Origin of the sequence: Pseudonocardia sp. NPDC049154, assembly GCF_040648315.1 — a bacterium.
Lineage (GTDB): Bacteria > Actinomycetota > Actinomycetes > Mycobacteriales > Pseudonocardiaceae > Pseudonocardia.
Genome location: NZ_JBEZDN010000029.1, coordinates 22,882 through 38,719, shown reverse-complemented (window position 1 = coordinate 38,719; position 15,838 = coordinate 22,882). Strand labels below are relative to the sequence as shown.

Sequence of the window (15,838 nt, the reverse complement as noted above, 5' to 3'; positions counted from 1 at the left end):
GCTGTTCAGGACGGGCGGGAGGGCATCGGGCCCACGTCGTGCCAGTCCGGTGACGCCAACGTCGTGGAACCGCCGCGGACCGCGGAGGTCGGCGTCGTGCAGTTGATCAGCCGCTCGAGGCCCTGCCGGTGAGCGCCGCGATCGGGGTGACCGCAGCCGTCAGCCCACAGGGGTGTGCGCGCCAACCTGGGCATGGGGACCTCTCCGGTGAGATCGCAGGAGACGTGCGGCGTCTCCGGGGTCCTCAGCAGCCGACGAGTCGTTCGGAGACGGTCCACAGCCGGGCCGCGTGCTCGCCGTCCAGCGCATAGTCGCGCACGCCCCGCGGGGACTCGGGGCCGGTGACTTCGGCAACCGCGCAGTCGGTGAGGTAGAGCCCGCCCCGGTCCGCGAGCTCTGGGGCGACGGCGGCCCAGACGCTCGTCGCCGCGCCCTGCGGCACCGTGCGGAAGGCGATGCCGTTGGTGGCGGCGGTGGCCTCGATCTGCTCCCGGTCCGCGGTGCTGAAGTGCCGTCCGAGATCGGTGTGGATCGCGCCCGGGTGCACGGCGAAGGCGCGCACCCCGTCGTCTCGCCAGCGGCGGTCCAGCTCGACCGCGCACAGGGCGTTGGCGGTCTTGGAGGCGCCGTAGGCGAGGTAGGGGTCATAGGGAGCGGGGCCCTCGGCGAGCCGGTCCAGGTCCACGTCGGACCAGCGGTGCCCGGCGGAGCTCAGGATCACGACGCGGGCCGAACCCGCCGCGAGCAGGGCTGGTTGCAGGGCTGTGAGCAGCGCGAAGTGGCCGAGGTGGTTGACGCCGATGTGCGTCTCGAAGCCGTCCTCGGTCCGGCCCTCGGGCGCGGCCATGACGCCGGCGTTGGCGATGATCCGGTGCAGCGGAGCGCCGTCGGCCAGCAGCGCGGCGGCGCAGGCCCGCACGCTCGCCAGCGACCCCAGGTCGAGTGCGAGCGGGACGAGCCGGGCGCCGGGCACGTCGGCCGCGACCCGGGCGCAGGCCGCCCGGGCACCCTCCTCGGTGCGGCCGGTCATGAGCACCTCGGCGCCCGCAGCGGCGAGCACCCGGGCGGTCTCCGCGCCGATGCCGGCGGTGGTGCCGGTGACCAGCGCCCGGCTCCCGGTCAGGTCCACCCCGGCCGTGACCTCGGCGGCGGTGGGCAGGAGCTGCGGAGTGGTCACGGCTGGGCGGTCCGTGACACGCGGACCGCACTCCCGGCGCCCTCCCAGAAGGGCTCCCACGTGGGGAAGCCCTTCGGCAGTCGGGCGGGCTGCGACTGCTCGCGCCCCGGCCAGCGGGAGAAGGCGGCGTCCTGGGGATGCTCCAAGGCGTCCGCCACGTACCAGGGCTGCAGCCTGCGACGCTCGAAGTACCAGACGCCGTCGTCGCGGCGGTAGGTGTCGAGGTAGCGGATCGCCATGACCACCCAGGCGTCGCCGTCCTCGTGCTCGGCGCGGCAGTACACGCTCCCGGTGGCGTAGTCGGAATCGACGAGGTCGACGACGTGTCCACTGACGAAGTGCATCGATCGGTAGAAGCCGGTCAGGACCTCGCCGAACCATGTCCTCAGAGCCCCGCGGCCCTTCCCGGCGCGGCCGTTGTCGACGTCGGCGACGAACAGCTCGGCGAGCGAGTCGAGGTCTCGCGAGTCCACGGCCAGGGCATAGCGGGCGGCGAGGTCGCGGATGGCGAGCTGGGACTCGACGCGGTCCAGGCGCTGGGCGATGTCGGTCTCCGTCGGGGGCGTGACTCGGGTCATGGAGTGCACTCTCGCCTCTCCGGGCCCGTGCGGGCAAGACGCCGAACAGCATTGAGTGTTCCTTTTCTCGTGTCGCTGTGTTCTGATGGCCACGTGCTCCGGTATCAGGCGACGCGGCCGCTCCCGGACCGGCTGACCGCCCGGCACGCGGCGGCCGGGCTGGTCTCCGACGCGGTCCTCAACGAGCTGCCCCGCCGCAACGCGGAGACCTTCGCCGGTCTTCCCGCCCTGGTCGACGTGACCCGGGAGGGGCACGAGCCCGTGCGGCGCAGCCACGCCGAGCTCGCCGCGGAGGTGAGCCGGGTCGCGGGGTTCCTGCGCGCGGGTGGGATCGGCCGCGGGGACGTGGTCCTGGTCCAGTCGCCGAACCTCGGCGAGGTCGTCGTCGCGGTGTGGGCGGCCTGGCACGTCGGCGCGGTCGTGGTCCCGGTCGTCGACATCTACCGCAGCCACGAGATGCGGCACATCCTCGGGCTCGTCGAGCCCGCGGCGGTGGTCGCGGCGGCGGAGCACCGCGGTGAGCGGATCGCCGTGATGCTCGACGGGGTGCTGGGCGACCTCGGCCTCCACCCGCGCGTCCGGCTGGTGCTCGACGGCGAGGAGCCGGGCTGGACGCCGTTCGCGGACCCCGCCGCGGGTCCCGACCCGGGCCCGCAGCCGGTCTCGCCCGACGATCCCGTGCTGGTGCTGTTCACTTCCGGCACCACGTCGGCGCCGAAGGGCGTGGTGCACTCCTCGCGGACGCTGATCGCCGAGGCGCTGCAGTCCCAGCGGATCTGGGGCGTCGGGGTCCAGGACCGGTCCTATATCGCGCTGCCGATCGCGCACGTCAGCGGGTTGATCCACAGCGTGCTCGTGCCGGGGCTGACCGGGTGCTCGCTCGTCCTGTCGCGGTTGACGTCCACGGCACGGGCCGCGTCGGAGCTCCTCGAGCACGGCGTGACCTTCTGTGCGGGAGCGCCGGTGCTGCTGGCCGAGGTGACCAGGCGGTGTCTCGAGGCGGGGGTGCGGCCCTCGATCCGGGTCTGGGTCAGCGGCGGACAGACCGTGGGCCGGGCGGGCCTCGCCGTCGGCGAGCAGGTCGGCATCCGGGCCGCCCGCGTCTACGGGATGACCGAGCTGCCGTCGGTCACCGCGAGCACCCCGGCGGACGACGACCACGTCCGGCTGGACACCGACGGCAGGCTCGCCGAGGGCGTCGAGGCGCAGGCGGTCGACCCGGAGACCCGGCGGGCGCTGCCGCCGGGCGTCGAGGGCGAACTGCGGGTCCGGGGACCCGAGCGGATGCTCGGCTATCTCGTCGCCGCCGAGACCGACGCCCAGGTCGACGCCGAGGGCTGGTTCACCACCGGCGACCTCGGCGTCGTCGGGCCGGACCGGACGGTCACCGTGACCGGGCGGATCAAGGACACGATCAACCGGGCCGGGGAGAAGTTCAGCACCCGCGACATCGAGGACGTCCTCGGCGAGCATCCGGCGGTCGCCGGGGTCGCGGTTGTCGCGGCCCGGGACGCCCGGTACGGCGAGGTCCCCGCCGCGTTCCTCGTGGCGGACCCGGCCGTGCCTCGCCCCGGCGAGCAGGAGCTGGCGCGACACCTGGCCGAGCGCGGCGTCGCCCGGCAGAAGACACCGGTCCACTGGCGCTGGTGCGCGGAGCTGCCGGTCACGGCGACCGGCAAGGTCCGCAAGGCCGAGCTGAAGAACAGGATCGACGGAGAGGACCGCCCCGTCCCCGTCTGACGGGCGCCCACGAAGGAGTGTGCATGCAGCTCGGCGTCTACCTGGACCTGCGCAACCCGCCACAGTGGCGGCAGGACTGGTCGCGGCTCTACGGCTTCTCGCTCGAGCTCTGCGAGGAGGCGGAGCGGCTCGGGCTCGGCTCGGCGTGGTTCTCCGAGCACCACCTGTTCGCCGACGGCTACCTGCCCCAGCCGCTGACCTTCGCCGCCGCGGTCGCGGCGCGGACCAGCCGGATCCGGCTCGGCACGGCGGTCATGCTGGCGCCGCTGCGGCCGCCCGCGCAGATCGCCGAGGAGGCGGCCGTCGTCGACGTCCTCTCGGGCGGACGGCTGGACCTCGGCCTCGGCGCGGGCTATCGGCCGCCGGAGTTCGCCCTGTACGGCGCGGACTTCACGTCCCGCTACAAGGCCACCGACGGCACCGTGCGGGAGCTGCGCAGACTGTGGGGCGACGGCGGTGTCACCCCGCCGCCGGTGCAGTCCGCGCTGCCGATCTGGTTGGGCTACAACGGTCCCCAGGGCGCCCGCCGGGCGGGCAGGCTGGGAGAGGGGTTGCTCTCGCTGAACCCCGCGCTGCTCGAGCCCTATCGCGAGGGCCTTGCCGAGGGCGGTCACGACCCCGCGGCCGCGCGGATGAGCGGCACCGTCAACCTCTTCGTCTCCGAGGACCCGGAGCGCGACTGGGCCCGGGTGAAGCCACATCACACCCACCAGTGGGAGAGCTACCGGCAGGCGTCGGTCGAGGGCACCGGTCGTCCCGCGCCGCGGCCGTTCGACGCCGAGGTCTCGCGGGCCCGCGGCCTGACCCCCGGCCTCGGGAACATCCTGGTCACCACGCCCGAGGACGCGGCCGCGCAGCTCGCCGAGCGCACCCGGGACATCCCGGTCGAAACCGTGTTCGTCTGGGTCTCACCAGGCGCCCTTCCCGAAGACCTGGCGCTCGCCCACCTGCGCTCCCTCGGCGACCACCTCGCCCCGCTGCTCAAGGACCTGTGAGAAGCCGTGACCACCACCGAGGGCGCGCTCGACGTCGCCGACCGGCTCGAGCTGCACGAGATCCCCGCGCTCTACGGCGACCTCATCGACGCGCGGGACTGGCCGGGGCTGGCGGCCGTGTTCACCGACGACGCCGTCTTCGAGATCACTGTCAAGGGCACGCTCGTGCTGCGTGGGCTCGACGCGATCCGCGCGCACATGGACTCCACCGACGCGCACCCGCTTGCCCACCTCATGGTCAACATCCGGGTGGCGGGCGGCGACCCGGTCCGGCTGCACAGCCGGGTGCTCGGCATTCTGCCGGGCAGGCTGGTGGGCTCGGGTTCCTATGTGGACGAAGTGGTGCGCACGCCGGCCGGCTGGCGGATCCGGCACCGCCGTTTCACGATGCTGCGGGTGCCACGGGCATGAGCGCGGCGGACCTCGCCGGCCGGGTCGCGGTCGTCACGGGTGCTGCGCGGGGCCTCGGGAGGACCACGGCGTTGGCGCTCGGGCGGGCCGGGGTGAAGGTCGTCCTCGTCGGACGCAGCACGCGGGAGCGTCCCAACAAGGCGCTGCCCGGCACGCTGGAGGAGGTCGCCATGGAGTTGGTCGCTCTGGGCGCCGATCACCTCGTCGTGGCGGCAGACGTGTCCTCCGAGGAGGACGTCGCCCGGGTCCTGGCCGAGACGGAGGCCCGGTTCGGCGGGTGCGACCTGCTCGTCAACAACGCGGCGGTGAGCTTCCTGGGCGACTTCCTCGCCGTGCGGCCGTCGAAGTGGCGCGCAGCGGTCGGGGTCAACCTGTTCGGGCCGGTGATGCTCCTGCACGCCTTCCTTCCCGGCATGCTGGAGCGCGGCAACGGCCGCGTGCTGAACCTCAGCTCGATCGCCGCGCTCGACGACGGTGTGGTCCAGCTGCCGTACTCGGTGAGCAAGCTCGGCCTGGAGCGCCTGACCACCGGGCTGGCCGGGCAGCTCGTCGGGACCGGGGTGGCGGTGAACTGCATCCGGATCGACGAGGTCGTGCCCACCGAGGCCGTCACGTTAGCGGCACCGCACCTGCGGGACACCGCCCGTTGCACACCCGAGCAGTTCGCGGAGGGCGCGGTGGCCGTGCTCGCGCTGCCCGCCGAGCGGACGGGCGAGGTGCTGGCCATGGACGACCTGCGGGCCGCCGGGGTGCTGCCGGGGTGAGCGAGCGGCCGCGGGTGGGCCTGACCCCGGCCGTCGCACCGGACCCCGCCCTGCCTCGGGGTGGGAGCCTGTGCACGAGGTCTGCACGCTCGCCGAGGAGCTCGACTACGACGTCGTCGCGATACTGCGACCACCGGTTCACACCGGAGCTCTCAGAGGCGCCCGCGCCGCTGCTGGTACCTGCGGCCGTCGCCGCGCGCACCACCTGCCTGCGCCTCTCCACCTCGGTCGACCTCGCCCCGTTGCGTCCGCCGCTGGGCGCCGCCCGGGTGCGAGGACCTGCTGGTCACCTTCGGCCACCTTCCCGACGCCGCGCGGGCCGCCCCGCGGTCGAGCTGCTCGGCCGCGAGGTATTGCCTCACCTATGACCCCACAACCGATCGGAGGACTTCGATGGGGGACTACACGCACATCCGTTACGAGACCCCGGCCCCGCACGTGGCGCGGGTGGTGCTCGACCGGCCCGAGGTGGCGAACGCGCTGCACCGCGAGCTGATGGAGGAGCTGGAGCACGCTGTGCGGCGCATCGAGCGGGATCCAGACGTACACGTATGGCTGCTCACCGGGAGCCCCCGACCCGACGGGCGGCCCTGCTTCAGCAGCGGTCTGGACCTCAAGGCGGCCGCGGCGACTACGGGCAGGCCCCGCGGTGACATCGTGACCGACCTGATCGACGAGCTGCTGACCCCGTCGATCGCGGTGGTCGACGGAGTGTGCACCACCGGGGCACTCGAGCTGGTGCTGGCCTGCGACCTGCGGATCGCAGCAGACACGGCTGAGTTCTCGGACCGACACATGCCGCACTTCGGGCTTGCGCTCGGTGGGTGGGGCGGGCCTGCCCGCTTGACCAGGCTGGTGGGCCAGGACCTGGCGAAGGAGGTGTTCCTGCTCAGCCCCGCCCTGTCCGGTGCGCGAGCCGAGCGAATCGGGCTGGTCAACCGGTGCGTGCCCGGCGCGGAGCTGGCGGACACCGCTGTCGGGATGGCGCGGCACATCGCGGGTCTTCATCCCGAGGGGGTCCGCACGATGATGGGCTACTTCGCCGTCGAGGGTGATCTCGGCAAGCAGGAGGCGGTGCGGTGGTCCCGCCTCGCGGCCCGGTTCCCGGCGTTTCGGGGGCGGCCGCGGGCCGAGGTCGCCGCTCGCTTCACGCGTGGGTCGTTCGGCCGGGGTGAGCCCGGTGACGATGAGGCCTGATGAGCGTGACTCGCATAGAGTGTCCTGTGAATCGGTTGGAACGATCGCTGGAGGTACTCCGTGACGCATGAGCGAGACGGGCTGAGCACACGACGCGAGGGCGACACCCTCGTCCTCACGCTCGACCGCCCGGACAGGCGCAACGCACTCACCGTGGCGTTGGTGTCCGCGCTGGCCGACGCCGTGGCCGCAGCGCCGGCTGCGGGGGCCCGCACGGTCCTGCTGACCGGTGCCCCGCCGGTGTTCTGTGCCGGCGGGGACCTCACGGATCTCTCCGCGGTCGCGGACCGCGGGGCGCTGGCCGTCAGCGAGACGATCTACGGCCAGTTCCATCGGCTCGTGCGCACGCTCGGCGAGGTTCCCGTGCCCGTCGTGGCGGCGGTCAACGGTGCCGCGCTCGGCGCCGGCCTGGACCTCGCCGCAGTCTGCGACTTGCGCGTGGCCTCGAGCGAGGCGGTGTTCGCAAGCTCCTGGATCGGCGTCGGCCTCGTGCCCGGGATGGGCGGCGCGACCTGGCTGACCCGGCTCCTCGGCGGGGCCCGGGCCGCGGAGCTGGTGCTGACCGGCAAGCGGATCGACGCAGCCACGGCCGAGCGCTGGAATCTCGTGCACGAGGTCGTGGAGCCCGACGCCGTGCTCGACCGGGCGCTGAAGCTCTGCGCCGACCTCGCCGCGCTGCCGCCAGTGGCTCTGGCCCGCAGCAAGGCGGCCCTGCGTCGGACGCTCACCGAGGGCGCCGACGCCGAGCTGGCCGCCCTGGGCGCAGTCCAGGGCAGCCTGCTCACCGGTCCCGAGTTCGCCGAGTGCGCCGCCCGCTTCCGCCGCTGACCCCGCGCGGCGGGTCAGCCCCAGCGGGCGGCGACGAGCGCGTCGGCGTGCGCGTCGACGCCACCCGCCTCCAGCCGGAGATCTTGCAACCGCAGCGTCCAGACGTGAAGGTCGTACTCCAGCGTGAAGCCCATCGCACCAGTCAGCTGGTGGGTCTCCTGCAGGACCACTCCGGCGGTCTCCACCGCGGCGGTCGCGGCCGACGCGGCCAGGTCCGCGGGTGCCCCCCGCTCGGCGGCGAGCCGGGTGAGCCAGGAGGTCCCCTCGACCCGGACGTGGCAGTCCGCCAGCCGGTGCTGCAGGGCCTGGAAGGTGGCCAACGGCCTGCCGAACTGCTCGCGCTCGGTCAGGTAACGGGTGGTGCGCTCCAGTGCGCCCCTGGCGCAGCCCGCGATCTCGGCGGCCAGTGCGACCTGCCACCAGCGACGCACCGTGTCACCCGCGCCGGGCGCGAGCGGCTCCACGTCGGTCGTCTCGATGCGGGCCAGCGGATGGCCGAAGCTGCTGGGCACCGGGACCGCGGTGAACCCGCCGCGGCGGGCCAGCACGGCGTCGGCACCGTCGACGAGGACCACGGCCTCCACGTCGGTGCCGAACCGCACGGGCCCGGAGGAGCGGCGGTCGGCGACGGTGACCGTGCGCGGCGGTGCGTCGAGCACGGCGGGCGCCACCAGCGTCCGCGCTCCAACCGGGCCGACGCCGCCCGCCGCGGCCGTCCACTCGGTCACCAGGGTGGCGGCGAGCGGACCCGCGTCGGGATCGGGTGCGAGGTCGAGGAACCCGGCGTCGTCGAGCGCGGCGAACAGCTCGGCGTCCACGCCGCCACGGGCGCGCAGCTCGCGAGCGCGGTCGGTGCCCGCGTGCCGGGCCAGCAGGGTCGTACACGCCTCCCGCAGGTCGGTCTGGACGGGATCGAGGGTGAAGTCCATGGTTGTCTCCCGGTCAGACGGGCTTCGGCAGCCCGAGGGCGAGGCGGGCGATGAGGTTGAGCTGGACCTCCGCGGTCCCCGAGGCGACCCCGGCCGTCATGCCCCACTTGAACTGGCGGTGTGCGACGGTGTGGTCCTCCAACCCGTCGGTGCCGAGCACCTGGAACGCCACCTCCATGACGGCCCGCTCGGCCCGGACGGCGGCGGAACGGTAGACGTACGCGGTGGGGCTGTCCGGCCTGCCGCGCTCCCGGTCGTCGATCACCTTCCAGACGAGCACCCGCGCCATGTCACAGGCGGCCTGGGCGCGGGCGATCTCGGCGCGGATGCGGGTCTGGTCCAGCAACCCGCGCTCGCGCGCGGCGCCGACGATCTCGTCGAGGTACTGCTCGGCCCTGGCGTAGCGCGCGACGCCGACCCGCTCGAAGGCGAGCGCCCGGCGGATCAGCGGCCAGCCCTGGTTCACCTCTCCCAGCACGATCGAGTCCGGCACCCGCGCGTCGGTCAGCACCACCTCGTGGAACGCGCCCTCGCCGACGACGCCGGGGATCTTGCGGACCTCGACGCCCGGGGTGTCCATGGGCAGCAGGAACACGGTGATCCCCGCATGCTTGGCCGCCTGCGGGTCCGTGCGGGCCAGCAGCATGCAGTACTCGGCGATGAGGGCGTTGGACGTCCAGATCTTCTCGCCGTCGATCACGAAGTGGTCGCCGTCCGGCACCGCGCGGGTGCGTAGCGAGGCCAGGTCGGAGCCGGCGTCGGGCTCGGAGAAGCCCTGGCACCAGATCACGTCTCCGCGGCTGATCCGTTTCAGGTGGTAGGCCTTCTGCTCCTCGGTGCCGAACATCATGATCGACGGCCCGATGAAGTTGACGTTCATGTACTGCCCGCCGCGGGGCTCGCCGTGCAGGATCATCTCCTCCGCCACGGCCAGCTGCTGCCAGCCGTCGGCCCCTCGGCCGCCGTACTCGACGGGCCACGCGGGAGTCAGCCACCCCGCGTCGGCCAGGCGCCCGCAGTAGTCCTTCGAGCGCTCCGCCCACTCCTCCTCGGCGAGATCGAAGTTCTGGTAGCCCGCGGGGACGATCTCGTCGAGCAGGCCGGCGAGCTCGGCCCGGAAGGCCTGCTGGTCGTCGGTCCAGGTGAAGTCCATGGGTACCCCTCTCCGCGCGTCCAGCGGGCGGAGACGGTGGCGCCCACCCTGACGCATCTGAGTCAAAGTACACCCAATGCCACCTGCTGCCGAGCGGCTGCGGGAAGTCCGGTGTGACGTGCGCCGCAGTCGAAGGCAAGCCATTGAGTATGCTGTAATTTGCGACGGGATCCACGAGGACGTGAGGGAGACGCCGTGCCGGAGCACACCGAGACGGGCTTCGAGGAGCGGGCCAGGGCGTGGCTCGCCGAGCAGGCCCCGCGACACGGCTGGGCCGCCCAGGGCGGCCGCGACCGCGGGGTCCGGGACGAGGCCGAGTACCTGAAGCGGGCCAAGGAGTGCCAGGCCCTGTTGTTCGACAACGGGTTCGCGGGCATCTCCTGGCCCACCGAGTACGGCGGCCAGGGCCTCGGCATCCGCGAGCAGATCCTGTTCAACGTCGCCTCGCTGGACTACGACCTGCCGCTCGGGCCCTACATCATCGGGCTCGGCATGTGCGGTCCGACGGTGCTGGCCGTGGGCACCGAGGAGCAGAAGCAGCGCTACATCCGGCCGATGCTGCGCGGCGAGGAGGTGTGGTGCCAGCTGTTCTCCGAGCCCGGTGCAGGCTCGGACGTCGCAGGCCTGAGCTCCCGCGCGGTACTCGACGGCGACGAGTGGGTGCTCAACGGCCAGAAGATCTGGACCTCCGGTGCGCAGTACTGCGACTACGGCATCGTGATCGCACGAACGGACCCGGATGTGCCCAAGCACAAGGGCATCACGATGTTCATCCTCGACCTGCACGCGCCCGGCGTGACCCTGCGCCGGATCACCCAGATCGACGGCGGCGCGCACTTCAACGAGGTCTTCTTCGACGACGTGCGGATCCCGGCCGAGAACGTGCTCGGCGGTGTCGGGAACGGCTGGCTGGCGGCCACGACGACACTGGCCAACGAGCGCGTCTCGCTCGGCGCGGTCCGGGCCATGAACGACACCCCGTCCGCCGAAGACCTGATCGGCCGCGCCCGGGAGATGGGGCGGTCCGATGATCCCGTGCTGCGCCAGAAGCTCGTGGACCTCTGGTTGCAGGAGCGCACCGTCGGCCTGCTCGGCGACCGGATCACCTCGGCGATCCTGCGTGGACAGACGCCCGGCCCCGAGGGCTCGGTCGCCAAGCTGGTCCGCACCGACCACGCCCGGCTCTCCGCCCGGCTCGGCGCCGAGCTGGCGGGGCCGGCGGCGACCGCGTGGGGCCGGGGCTCCGACGACGGCCAGTGGGCGGCGACACTGCTTTTCGTGCCGTCGCTGTCCATCGCGGGCGGCACCGACGAGGTCCTCCGCAACATCATCGGCGAGCGCGTGCTCGGCCTGCCGAAGGAGCCGCAGGTCGACCGCGACGTCCCGTTCCGCGAGCTCACAGGGAAGGCCGGACGATGAGCCTCGTTCTCACCCCGGAGCAGGAGGACCTGCGCGGCATCGTCCGCGGCTTCCTGGCCGACCGCTCGCCGTCGACCGAGGTTCGACGGCTGATGGAGACCACCGACGGGCTGGACCGCGCGGTCTGGGCCATCGCCGCGGGGGAGCTGGGCCTGCAGGGTCTCGCCCTACCGGAGGAGTACGGCGGGGGCGACGCCGGGATCGTCGAGCAGGTGCTGGTGTCCGAGGAGGCGGGCCGCGCGGTCTACGCCGCCCCATATCTGGGCACCACCCTGGCCGCGGACGCGATCCTGCGCGCGGACGACGGGGCCGCGGCCAAGGACCTGCTGCCGGGCATCGGCGACGGGTCGGTGATCGCGGCCCTCGCGGTCACCGAGGACGACGGGTCCTGGGAGCCCGGCGCGGCGACCGTGCGGGCCGAGCGCACCGCCCGCGGGTTCGCCCTCACCGGGCACAAGAACTTCGTGCTCGACGGGATGGCCGCCGACCTGTTCGTGGTCAGCGCCCGCACCGAGGCCGGGCTCGCGCTGTTCGCGGTCAGGGCCGACGCCGCGGGGCTGACCCGCACGGCGCTCGAGACGCTGGACCGCACCCGCAAGCAGGCCCGGCTGGAGCTGGCCGGCGTCGAGGCGCGGCTCATCGGCGAGGACGGCGCCGCCGAGGCGGTGCTCGCCGGCACCCGGGACCTGGCGCTCACGCTGCTGTCCGCCGAGTTGGTCGGCACCGCGCAGTGGTGCCTGGACACCACGGTCGAGTACGCGAAGATGCGCACCCAGTTCGGCCGCCGGATCGGCAGCTTCCAGGCCGTCAAACACCGGCTGGCGGACATGCTGCTCGGCCTGGAGTCGGCGCGAGCGGCCGTGTACGAGGCGGCGCGGGTGGCCGTCGAGGACCCGGCGGCGCTGCCAGTCGCCGCGGCCGCGGCCAAGGCAGTCGCCTCGGATGCCGCGACGTTCGCCGCCACGGAGACCATCCAGCTGCACGGCGGCATCGGCTTCACCTGGGAGCACGACGCCCACCTGTACTACCGGCGCGCCCACGCGGACGCGCTGTTGTTCGGCGACGCGACCCGGCAGCGCGAGCGGCTGGCCGTGCTGCTCGGCATCTGAACGAGAGGACCACGGACATGGGAGCACTGGACGGTCGGGTTGCGATCATCACCGGCGCCGGCCGAGGGATCGGGCGTGAGCACGCGCTGCTGTTCGCGAGTGAGGGGGCCCGGGTCGTCGTGAATGACCTGGGCGGCGCCGCGGACGGCTCCGGTTCGGACGCAACGCCTGCCCAGCAGGTCGTCGACGAGATCGTCGCCGCGGGCGGCGAGGCCGTCGCGAACGGGGACGACGTCACCACCGCCGAGGGCGCGCAGAACCTGGTGCAGTCCGCGCTCGACGCCTTCGGCGAGCTGCACGTGCTCGTCAACAACGCCGGCATCCTGCGGGACCGGATGCTGGTGAACATGACCGACGACGAGTGGGACGACGTCATTCGCGTCCACCTCCGCGGGCACTTCATGCCGCTGCGCGCCGCGGCCCGCTACTGGCGGGACGCGCACAAGGCGGGCAAGGCGCTCTACCCGGCGGTGGTCAACACCGCGTCGACCTCCGGCCTGTTCGGCAACGTGGGGCAGACCAACTACGGGGCCGCGAAGTCCGGCATCGCCACCCTGACCCATATCGCCGAGCTCGAGCTCAACCGCTACGGCGTGCGACTCAATGCCATCTGCCCGGCCGCGCGCACCCGACTCACCCAGGGCCTCTCCGCCGAGCCGGAGCTTGCCGAGGGCGAGTTCGACCCGAACGACCCGGGCAACATCTCGCCGTTCGTCGCGTACCTGGCGACCGAGGACTGCCCGATCACCGGCCGGTCCTTCTTCGTGCACGGCGGCACGGTGCACCTGTTCCAGCCCTGGGCGATCATCGACAAGATCGAGATCGACCACCGCTGGACGCTCGACGAGCTGGCCAAGGAGGCGCCGCGGCTCGCCGAGGTGCCGTTCTCGCTCAACATCCCCTACTGACGATCCCCACTCAGCCGACCCGGGGAGGCGGACGACGATGTTCGCGACAGGACATCGGCGGTGAGCGCGGCGGGGACCGCGCTCACCGGCGAGCAGGAGGAGCTGCGGGCGGCGGTCCGCGGGTTCCTGGAGCAGCACGCCCCCATCGCGCGGGCCCGCGCGATGGCCTCGGCGGGCGAGACGGTCGACCCCGCGGTCTGGACCCGGATGGCGGCTGAGCTCGGCCTGCACGGGCTTGCCGTGCCGGTCGAGTACGGCGGGTCCGGGGTGGGGCTCGCCGAGCTGCAGGTGGTGCTCGAGGAGGCGGGGCGGGTCCTGCTGGTCGCGCCGTTCCTCGCCACCGTCGGACTGGCGGCGCAGCTGCTCACCACGTGCGAGGACCCCGCGGCACGTGAGCGGTGGCTGCCGCCGATCGCGGCGGGGGACCTGACCGCGACCGTCGCCGTAGGGGAGTCCGCGGGCTGGTCGGCGCAGGACGTCGCGGTCACGGCGACCGCGGGACCGACGGGTTGGACCATCTCCGGCACGGCCGGCTTCGTGCTCGACGGTGACACCGCGGACCTGCTGATCATCGCGGCCCACGCGCCGGACGGGCTCGCCTTCTTCGGCGTGCAGGGCGTCGGGCCCGTGCGGCGCCGGCTCGCCACCACGGACGCCACCCGGCCGCTCGCCCGCGTCGACCTCGACGCCGTCCCGGCCACCCGGATCGCCGGGGACGGCGGCGCGCTCCTGGCCCGGACCCGCGACCTCGGGCTCGCGGCGCTGGCCGCCGAGCAGACCGGCGGCGCACAGCATTGTCTGGAGACCGCCGTCGAGTACGCGAAGGTCCGGGAGCAGTTCGGCAGGCCGATCGGCTCGTTCCAGGCGATCAAGCACAAGCTCGCCGACGTGCTCATCGAGGTGGAGTCGGCCGTTTCCGCGGTGCGCATCGCGGGCTCCGTCGTGCCCACGGGGGACATCGAGTCCACCGTCGCCGCGGCGCTGGCCGCGGTGCACTGCTCGGCGGCGTTCACCCTGGCGGCCAAGGAGAACATCCAGGTGCACGGCGGGATCGGGTACACGTGGGAGCACGACGCCCACCTCCACCTCAAGCGCGCCAAGACCACGGAGCGGCTGCTCGGCATCCCGGCCGCGCACCGGGCCCGGCTCGCCTCCCTGCTGACCCTCACCACGGAGGCGTCGTGACCAGGGAGATCACGCCCGTCCTCGCCGAGCTGCCCGCCACCGAGTTCCGCACCCGGTTGCGGGCTTTCCTGGTCGAGCACCATCCCGGCCGGGGTCCGAAGGAGCCCGGCGCTCGCCTGGCCTGGCAGAAGGCCTGGCTTGCGACCCTGTTCGACGCCGGGTTCGCCGGTCCGGGGTGGCCGCGCGAGTTCGGCGGCATGGACCTGCCCTTCGGACTGCAGGTGATCTACCACGAGGAGATCGCCGCGGCCCGGGTGCCGGGTCCGCTCGGCTCGGGCCTGAACATCGTGGGCCCCACGCTGATCCGCTACGGCACGCCGGAGCAGAAGCAGCGCTGGCTGCGCCCGATGCTGCGCGGCGAGCAGATCTGGGCACAGGGATTCTCCGAGCCGGGCGCCGGATCGGACCTGCCGTCCCTGCGCACGTCGGCCCGCCTCGACGAGGCGGCCGGCGAGTACGTCGTGAGCGGGCAGAAGGTCTGGACCACCCACGCCACCCAGGCGGACATGATCTACGTCCTCGTCCGCACCGGAACTCTGGAGTCCCGGCAGCGGGGGATCAGCTACCTGCTCACGGACATCCACGCGCCGGGGATCACGGTGCGCCCGCTGCGAGACCTGACCGGCGGGGCCTCCTTCGCCGAGGTGTTCTTCGACGAGGTGCGGGTACCGGTCGACCAGCGGATCGGCGAAGAGAACGGCGGCTGGCGGCTGGTGCGTACCAGCCTCGGCCACGAACGCGCGGCCCTGGCGCTCAACCAGGCAGCGTTCTACCGCCGCGTGCTGGACGACCTGACCCGGCTGGCCCGCTCGCTCGGGCTGCTCGCCGATCCCCTCGTGCAGGACCGGTTCACCTTGCTCGAGATCCGCGTGCGGTTGATGCGCTACAACGCCATACGGACCGTCGACACGATCATGACCACCGGCGAGCCCGGGGCTGCCGCGTCGGTGTCGAGGCTGATCATCACCCGCTTCGAGCAGGAGATCCACGAGGTCGCCCTCGACCTGCTGGGTCCCGCGGGGCTCGTCGAGCGCGGCGACCCGGAGGCCGTGGAGAACGGTCGCTGGCTCTACGGCTTCCTGCGCACGCGAGCGTCGACCATTGGCGCCGGCACCGCGGAGATCCAGCGGAACACGCTCGCCGAGCAGGTCCTCGGCCTGCCGCACGATGTCGGGATGCCTGCCCGATGACCGACTACCGGTTCCTGCGTTACGAGACGCCTGCGCCGCACGTCGTCCGGGTCGTACTGAACCGGCCCGAGGTGGCCAACGCGCTGCACCACGGGCTGATCGACGACCTGCTCACCCCGTCGATCGCCGTGGTCGACGGGATCTGCACCACCGGCGCCCTGGAGCCGGCCTTCGCGGGCCGACCGAGCGCCGAGGCAGGCAAGGCGTGGCTGCAGGGCGGGCAGGCCGGCTGACCCGGCGGCGGACTTCGAGAGA

At 73.2% G+C, this 15,838-nt stretch carries 16 protein-coding genes; 12 read left to right on the top strand and 4 right to left on the bottom strand.

The features are described 5' to 3' along the window. Positions 1-244: 244 nt before the first annotated feature. Positions 245-1,177: an SDR family NAD(P)-dependent oxidoreductase gene (locus tag AB0B41_RS16665; protein WP_358203843.1), complete on the bottom strand. Its 933-nt coding sequence runs from the start codon at positions 1,175-1,177 to the stop codon at positions 245-247. Further along, positions 1,174-1,755 (bottom strand): nuclear transport factor 2 family protein, encoded by a 582-nt coding sequence (locus AB0B41_RS16660; protein ID WP_358203841.1) that lies wholly within the window; start codon positions 1,753-1,755, stop codon positions 1,174-1,176. The genes AB0B41_RS16665 and AB0B41_RS16660 overlap by 4 nt, the downstream gene beginning before the upstream one ends. A gap of 93 nt (positions 1,756-1,848) precedes the next feature. Between AB0B41_RS16660 and AB0B41_RS16655 the strand changes: the two genes are divergently transcribed. From AB0B41_RS16655 to AB0B41_RS16630, 6 genes are all read left to right on the top strand, one after another. Next, positions 1,849-3,495: a class I adenylate-forming enzyme family protein gene (locus tag AB0B41_RS16655; RefSeq protein ID WP_358203839.1), complete on the top strand. Its 1,647-nt coding sequence runs from the start codon at positions 1,849-1,851 to the stop codon at positions 3,493-3,495. A 23-nt stretch (positions 3,496-3,518) separates the two neighbouring features. Beyond that, entirely contained in the window at positions 3,519-4,490 is a 972-nt protein-coding gene (locus AB0B41_RS16650) for an LLM class flavin-dependent oxidoreductase (RefSeq protein ID WP_358203837.1), read from the top strand. A 6-nt stretch (positions 4,491-4,496) separates the two neighbouring features. Next, complete coding sequence (locus AB0B41_RS16645) at positions 4,497-4,901, top strand: nuclear transport factor 2 family protein (protein ID WP_358203835.1); 405 nt, start codon at positions 4,497-4,499, stop codon at positions 4,899-4,901. Further along, a complete protein-coding gene (locus AB0B41_RS16640; protein WP_358203834.1) occupies positions 4,898-5,665 on the top strand; it encodes an SDR family NAD(P)-dependent oxidoreductase in 768 nt (255 codons plus the stop codon). Before AB0B41_RS16645 ends, AB0B41_RS16640 begins: the two co-directional genes overlap by 4 nt. A gap of 393 nt (positions 5,666-6,058) precedes the next feature. Continuing rightward, positions 6,059-6,862, top strand: coding sequence for an enoyl-CoA hydratase/isomerase family protein (locus AB0B41_RS16635; RefSeq protein ID WP_358203831.1), 804 nt, complete (start codon positions 6,059-6,061; stop codon positions 6,860-6,862). A gap of 60 nt (positions 6,863-6,922) precedes the next feature. Further along, positions 6,923-7,690, top strand: coding sequence for an enoyl-CoA hydratase-related protein (locus AB0B41_RS16630; protein WP_358203829.1), 768 nt, complete (start codon positions 6,923-6,925; stop codon positions 7,688-7,690). 14 nt (positions 7,691-7,704) lie between these two features. Here AB0B41_RS16630 and AB0B41_RS16625 read toward each other — a convergent pair whose 3' ends face one another. Together AB0B41_RS16625 and AB0B41_RS16620 are read right to left on the bottom strand one after the other, a co-directional pair. After that, positions 7,705-8,619 (bottom strand): acyl-CoA dehydrogenase, encoded by a 915-nt coding sequence (locus tag AB0B41_RS16625; RefSeq protein ID WP_358203827.1) that lies wholly within the window; start codon positions 8,617-8,619, stop codon positions 7,705-7,707. A gap of 13 nt (positions 8,620-8,632) precedes the next feature. Then, positions 8,633-9,772, bottom strand: coding sequence for an acyl-CoA dehydrogenase family protein (locus tag AB0B41_RS16620; protein WP_358203826.1), 1,140 nt, complete (start codon positions 9,770-9,772; stop codon positions 8,633-8,635). A gap of 195 nt (positions 9,773-9,967) precedes the next feature. Between AB0B41_RS16620 and AB0B41_RS16615 the strand changes: the two genes are divergently transcribed. The 6 genes from AB0B41_RS16615 to AB0B41_RS16590 are packed head-to-tail and all read left to right on the top strand — an operon-like array spanning position 9,968 to position 15,816. Continuing rightward, positions 9,968-11,191, top strand: a complete 1,224-nt coding sequence (locus AB0B41_RS16615) for an acyl-CoA dehydrogenase family protein (RefSeq protein WP_358203824.1) — start codon at positions 9,968-9,970, stop codon at positions 11,189-11,191. Further along, complete coding sequence (locus tag AB0B41_RS16610) at positions 11,188-12,300, top strand: acyl-CoA dehydrogenase family protein (protein ID WP_358203822.1); 1,113 nt, start codon at positions 11,188-11,190, stop codon at positions 12,298-12,300. The genes AB0B41_RS16615 and AB0B41_RS16610 overlap by 4 nt, the downstream gene beginning before the upstream one ends. 17 nt (positions 12,301-12,317) lie before the next feature. After that, complete coding sequence (locus AB0B41_RS16605; RefSeq protein WP_358203820.1) at positions 12,318-13,208, top strand: SDR family oxidoreductase; 891 nt, start codon at positions 12,318-12,320, stop codon at positions 13,206-13,208. A gap of 60 nt (positions 13,209-13,268) precedes the next feature. Continuing rightward, entirely contained in the window at positions 13,269-14,393 is a 1,125-nt protein-coding gene (locus AB0B41_RS16600) for an acyl-CoA dehydrogenase family protein (RefSeq protein ID WP_358203818.1), read from the top strand. Beyond that, positions 14,390-15,583, top strand: a complete 1,194-nt coding sequence (locus tag AB0B41_RS16595) for an acyl-CoA dehydrogenase family protein (protein ID WP_358203816.1) — start codon at positions 14,390-14,392, stop codon at positions 15,581-15,583. The genes AB0B41_RS16600 and AB0B41_RS16595 overlap by 4 nt, the downstream gene beginning before the upstream one ends. Next, positions 15,580-15,816 carry a hypothetical protein gene (locus AB0B41_RS16590; RefSeq protein ID WP_358203814.1) on the top strand — a complete coding sequence of 79 codons (237 nt, stop codon included), beginning with the start codon at positions 15,580-15,582 and terminating at the stop codon, positions 15,814-15,816. The genes AB0B41_RS16595 and AB0B41_RS16590 overlap by 4 nt, the downstream gene beginning before the upstream one ends. Positions 15,817-15,838 lie beyond the last annotated feature (22 nt).

Excerpts from the sequence above, each read along its gene's own strand:
- AB0B41_RS16660 (WP_358203841.1), bottom strand. The coding sequence starts at position 1,755 with ATGACCCGAGTCACGCCCCCGACGGAGACCGACATCGCCCAGCGCCTG.
- AB0B41_RS16650 (WP_358203837.1), top strand. The coding sequence starts at position 3,519 with ATGCAGCTCGGCGTCTACCTGGACCTGCGCAACCCGCCACAGTGGCGG.
- AB0B41_RS16640 (WP_358203834.1), top strand. The coding sequence starts at position 4,898 with ATGAGCGCGGCGGACCTCGCCGGCCGGGTCGCGGTCGTCACGGGTGCT.
- AB0B41_RS16635 (WP_358203831.1), top strand. The coding sequence starts at position 6,059 with ATGGGGGACTACACGCACATCCGTTACGAGACCCCGGCCCCGCACGTG.
- AB0B41_RS16625 (WP_358203827.1), bottom strand. The coding sequence starts at position 8,619 with ATGGACTTCACCCTCGATCCCGTCCAGACCGACCTGCGGGAGGCGTGT.
- AB0B41_RS16620 (WP_358203826.1), bottom strand. The coding sequence starts at position 9,772 with ATGGACTTCACCTGGACCGACGACCAGCAGGCCTTCCGGGCCGAGCTC.
- AB0B41_RS16610 (WP_358203822.1), top strand. The coding sequence starts at position 11,188 with ATGAGCCTCGTTCTCACCCCGGAGCAGGAGGACCTGCGCGGCATCGTC.
- AB0B41_RS16605 (WP_358203820.1), top strand. The coding sequence starts at position 12,318 with ATGGGAGCACTGGACGGTCGGGTTGCGATCATCACCGGCGCCGGCCGA.
- AB0B41_RS16590 (WP_358203814.1), top strand. The coding sequence starts at position 15,580 with ATGACCGACTACCGGTTCCTGCGTTACGAGACGCCTGCGCCGCACGTC.